Annotated in this window: 4 protein-coding genes; all 4 read left to right on the forward strand. The window is 56.9% G+C overall.

Going from position 1 to position 4981, the window contains the following annotated elements:
* Positions 1–91 precede the first annotated feature (91 nt).
* Entirely contained in the window at positions 92–1798 is a 1707-nt protein-coding gene (locus tag DS901_RS08700; RefSeq protein WP_113776558.1) for a terminase large subunit, read from the forward strand.
* Positions 1795–3027 carry a phage portal protein gene (locus DS901_RS08705; RefSeq protein WP_113776559.1) on the forward strand — a complete coding sequence of 411 codons (1233 nt, stop codon included), beginning with the start codon at positions 1795–1797 and terminating at the stop codon, positions 3025–3027. Before DS901_RS08700 ends, DS901_RS08705 begins: the two co-directional genes overlap by 4 nt.
* A complete protein-coding gene (locus tag DS901_RS08710; RefSeq protein WP_113776560.1) occupies positions 3024–3872 on the forward strand; it encodes a head maturation protease, ClpP-related in 849 nt (282 codons plus the stop codon). The genes DS901_RS08705 and DS901_RS08710 overlap by 4 nt, the downstream gene beginning before the upstream one ends.
* Positions 3873–3876: 4 nt before the next feature.
* On the forward strand, positions 3877–4981 hold a 1105-nt coding region (locus tag DS901_RS08715; RefSeq protein WP_147249887.1), incomplete at its 3' end, for a phage major capsid protein.

Raw genomic sequence — 4981 nt, forward strand, 5'->3', positions numbered from 1 at the left:
TCGGTGTGAAACAACAACGCATCCAGGCGGCTGGTGACGCGGGCAAAGATAACGGCTGGGGCGATTTGCTGCCGCAAAAGATAACGCACTGATGACAGCTCATATCAACGCATCAGACTGGTCAACGGCGGTGCCCGATTGGGAGCAGCGCCTTGTGCGGCGCGAAAGCCTGATCCCAACCTTGCCTCTGTTCGACGCGGTTGCGCAAAAGGCCTTGGTGATCTTCAAGCGCATGCGGATCCCCGATCTTGAAGGCCGGCCAACCTTTGGTGAGGTTTGCGAAGATTGGGTGTTTGACCTGGTGCGTACCATCTTTGGCTCATACGATCCGGAGCTCAAAAAGCGCATGCTGCGCGAGTTCTTTTTGCTGATCCCAAAGAAGAACGGCAAATCGGCGATTGCGGCGGGGATCATCATGACGGCTGCGATTATGAACACCCGGCCACAGGCTGAGTTGTTTTTGATTGCGCCGACACAAAAGATTGCGGGCATCTCGTTTAAGACCTGCAAAGGCATTATCGCGCTCGATCCGGTTCTGCAAAAGACGTTCCATGTGCAAAACCACCAAAAGATGATCACGCTGATCAACACTGAGGCCACCATCGCGATTGTCTCAGCGGATGGTGATCTGGTGACCGGGTCAAAAGCATCCTTCATCTTGATCGATGAGCTGCACGTTTTGGGTGCAAAACCCAAAGCCGATGAGATTATGACCGAGTTGCGCGGTGGATTGGCGTCGCGCCCGGAAGGGTTTTTGCTGACGATCACAACGCAGTCCAAGAAAGAACCGCAAGGGCAGTTCAAACGCGAGCTCATGCGGGCGCGTGCGGTGCGCGATGGCGTTGAACATCTGCCGGTTCTGGCCGTGCTTTACGAGTTGCCGCCCGCAATGACCAAGAATGAGGCTTGGCGCGACGAAGAAAACTGGGGGCTGATTAATCCGAACCTGAACGTCTCAGTGTCTTTGGATTATCTGCGCGATGAGTTCAAAAAGGCGGTCACCGATGGCGCTGATGCAATGGCGCTGTTTGCCTCGCAGCATCTAAATGTTGAGATTGGCATTGGGTTGCACAGCCAGCGTTGGCTTGCGGCGGATTACTGGCCCAGTTGCACAGTCGATGATCTAAGTCTCGATGCCATTCTTGAACGCTGCGAAGTCGCTGTGATTGGCGGCGATATGGGCGGCGCGGATGATCTGGCATCGCTGAACGTTTTGGGCCGCGAAAAGATCACGGGGCGGCGGCTGACCTGGGCAAAAGCCTGGTGCAGTCCAGATGTCTTGGACCGCCGCAAAGAGATCGCGCCCAAGCTGCTGGATCTCGCCGCAACCGGTGATCTGATTATTGAGGCGGACACATCAGCGCATGTTGATGGGATGGTCGCGCTCTGCGCCCAGGTGCGGGACGCAGGTCTGCTGCCAGCGGAAAGCGGGATCGGTCTTGATCCTTGGGGCGTGGCCGGGCTGGTTGATGCGCTTCTTTTGGAGGGGTTCACCATCGAACAGATTGCAGCGGTCGGGCAGGGGTTCAAATTAAGTGGGGCCATCAAAGGCATCGAGCGCCGCTTGATGGATAAAACACTGCTGCATGCGGGTCAGCCTTTGATGACCTGGTGTGTTGGTAACGCAAAAGCGGAAGCACGGGGCAATAACGTCATGATTACAAAAGAACGGGCCGGTGTGTCTAAGATCGATCCGCTGATCGCGCTGTTCAATGCGACGATCTTGATGGATATGAACCCGCAATCCAGTTTTGTTGACATCGGGTCATTCCTTGCCAATCCGGTGATGGTCGCATGAGGCGGTTTGTTCAAGCAGCCGTTCGCGGTGTGCGCGCTGAGATGGCCGCAGGCGACGGCGGGTGGATTACTTTGAGTAATGCGCAGGCGATCAACGTCATGGGGGCTGTGTCGAAATCGGGACAGCAAGTCAGCCAAGAATCCGTGCTGCAGCTTTCAACGGTTTGGGCTTGTCTGGCGCGGACCTCCGGTTTGATTGGATCCTTGCCGGGCGCACTTTACGCGCGCCAAGCAGATGGTGGCCGCAAAAAGGTGGTGAATGATCTGTCACGTATTTTGGCCGGCCAACCCAATGGGGCCCAGACAGGTTTTGAATTTTGGGAAGGTAATACCGCGCAAATCTTGATGCAGGGCAATGCCTATAACGAAAAGCTGATGGTCGGAAATCGGCTGGTTGGCTTGCGTCCGTTGTTCAATTGCAAGCGCCGCATCACGCGGTCGGGCGCGGTTGTCTTTGAGACGCATCAACATGGTAAGCTGCGCAGGCTCACTGCGGATCAGGTCTTTCATATTCCGGGGTTTGGGGCGGGTGACGGCGTTGGCCTTTCGGTAATCCGGTATGGTGTGCAATCGCTGGGGTCTGCATTGGCCGCAGATGAGGCGGCGGGCACGGTCTTTGCAAATGGGTTGAATGTCGGCGGTGTGATCCAGTCCGATCAAACGCTGTCACCGGAACAGCGTGAACAATTGCAGACAGTTCTCTCGACGTTCATTGGATCGAAGAAAGCGGGCAAGACGCTGACGTTGGAGGCGGGCCTGAAATACCAGCAGATCAGCATGAACCCTGATGATGCGCAGCTGTTGGAAACCCGGCGTTTCCAAGTGGATGATATCTGCCGCTGGTTTGGCACGCCGCCGATTGTGATCGGGCATGCGGGCGACGGCCAAACGATGTGGGGCAGCGGTGTTGAATCGATCATGATTGCCTGGCGCACGATGGGGATTAACCCGCTGCTGCGCCGGATCGAGGCACGGATCAATCGCGATCTGATCCCCGCAAACAAACGCGACGTTTGGTATTGGGAATGGAACCGCGATGCGATGCTGCAAATGGACAGCACGGCCAAGGCTGAGTTCTTGGGCAAGATGGTGTCGAACGGGATCATGAGCCGTGATGAGGCGCGCGTGAAACTCAATGAAGAGCGGCGCGGTGGCGCTGCTGACGATCTGATGGCCCAGACAGCGATGGCCGGATTGGAACAACTTATTAGGAAAGCGGGCGAGACATGAGTTTGCGCAATTTACCAGCGGCTGACATTGGCACAAAACCCGGTGTGCGCTCAGATATCAGCCAGCAGGCCCTGTCGCGCTGGACGCCTGACTTGCGGGCGTCGGCTGAGACCGAGAACGCAATCGCAATTCTTGATGTGATTGGCCAAGACTTTTGGGGTGAGGGTGTGACGGCAAAGCGGATCGCGGCGCAGCTGCGCGCCATGGGGGATCAGCCGGTGACGGTCACGATCAACTCGCCGGGTGGTGATGTGTTTGAAGGTCTCGCGATTTACAATCTGCTGCGCGAGTATCCGGCAAAGATCACGGTGAAGGTCATCGGGCTGGCGGCAAGTGCTGCATCCTTCATTGCGATGGCCGGGGATGACATCCAAATCGCCAAGTCTGGCTTCTTTATGATCCACAATGCTTGGGTTGTTGCGATGGGTGATCAGCATGCGCTGCGCGATGTCGCTGATTGGTTGGCACCTTTTGATGCCTCAATGGCGGAGATCTATGCGGATCGCAGTGGTCAGGACGTCAAGACGCTGACGGATATGATGGACAAGGAAACGTGGATTGGCGGCAAGGACGCTGTTGATCTGGGCTTTGCCGATGATTTTTTACCGCGCGACCAGGTGCGCGTGTCGCATGATGACGGTGATGCTGCATCGGCGCTGCGTGCAGAGCGGATGTTTGACGTTATGGCGTCGCGCGCGGGTGTTACGAAATCTGCTGGCCGGGATCTTCTCGCCAGCTTGAAAGGGGGCAAGTCTGGTGCTGCCCCATCCGGCATGTCTGGCGCTGCCGCTATCGACGCAGGGGTCGCGGACCTTCTTGCGCAAGTTAAATCACTCAAAGGATAGTCTTATGAACAGAACGATGAAACCGGCGGCGCTTTCAGTGCCCGCCCTGATGGCGCATGCCGTAAACACACCTGACGGTCTGCTGCAGGCGCCGCGCGCGGATGCGGGCAATGTGTCTGCGCAGCTGACGGAAGTTGGTGCGAGCATTAAGGCGCTACGCGAAGATGTGATGCCCAAGGCTGAAGAGGCGCTCAAGCTTGCGGCCAAAGGCGAAAAGCTGACCGATGAGCTGAAGGCTTCCATCGACAAAGTGTTGGGCGACTTCAACGCGGCCTCAGCCAATCACCAAAAGCTGGAAGGCAAGCTTGAAGCGCTTGAAACGTCCAATCTTGATTTGGCGCAGGCGATTGCTGGTGCTGGGACCGGTGGTAAATCGGGCCGTGTTTCTGCTGGCCGCGAATTGGTCGATAGCGATGCGTTCAAGGCCTATTCTGCGGCAGGCGCACAGGGCAACTTTAAATTTGACCCAAAGGCTGCGATTACATCAGTTGCTGGCTCGGGCGGTGGTTTGAGCTGGACGGAACGTGACACCACGCCTGTGAACATCGCGCGTCGTCAATTGTTCATTCGCGGCCTGTTGAATGTCGTGCCAACTGCGGCCAAGGCGGTAGATTATTCCAAGCAGGTGCTGCGGACAAACAATGCGGCGATGACGGCTGAAGGCGCGGCATTGCCGGAATCGACCTATGGCTGGGAACAAGCGCAGGCGAGCGTTAAAAAGATTGGCCACCACATCAATGTCAGCGAAGAGGCGATGCGTGATAGCACGCAGCTTGCAGGCGAGATTGATGGCGAATTGTCTTACGGCACTGATTTGGCCGAAGAGGCGCAAATCTTGAGCGGCGACGGCACTGGGCAGAACCTATCGGGCCTGATTACGGAAGCGACAGCGTTTGCTGCCGCTGCTGGTCTGCCGAATACAGACCGTATTGAGCGTCTGCGCCTTGCGATCTTGCAGGTGACGCTCGCTGATTACGCGGCGGACGGCATTGTTTTGAACCCAACGGATTGGGCCGCAATTGAGCTGATGCGCGAAACGTCCACGGGTGCGTTCTTGTTTGGTGTTCCTGGTACGGCTGCCGCACCTGCGCTTTGGCGCTTGCCTGTGA

It is taken from the genome of Loktanella sp. D2R18 (genome assembly GCF_003318235.1).
Classification (GTDB): Bacteria; Pseudomonadota; Alphaproteobacteria; order Rhodobacterales; family Rhodobacteraceae; genus Yoonia.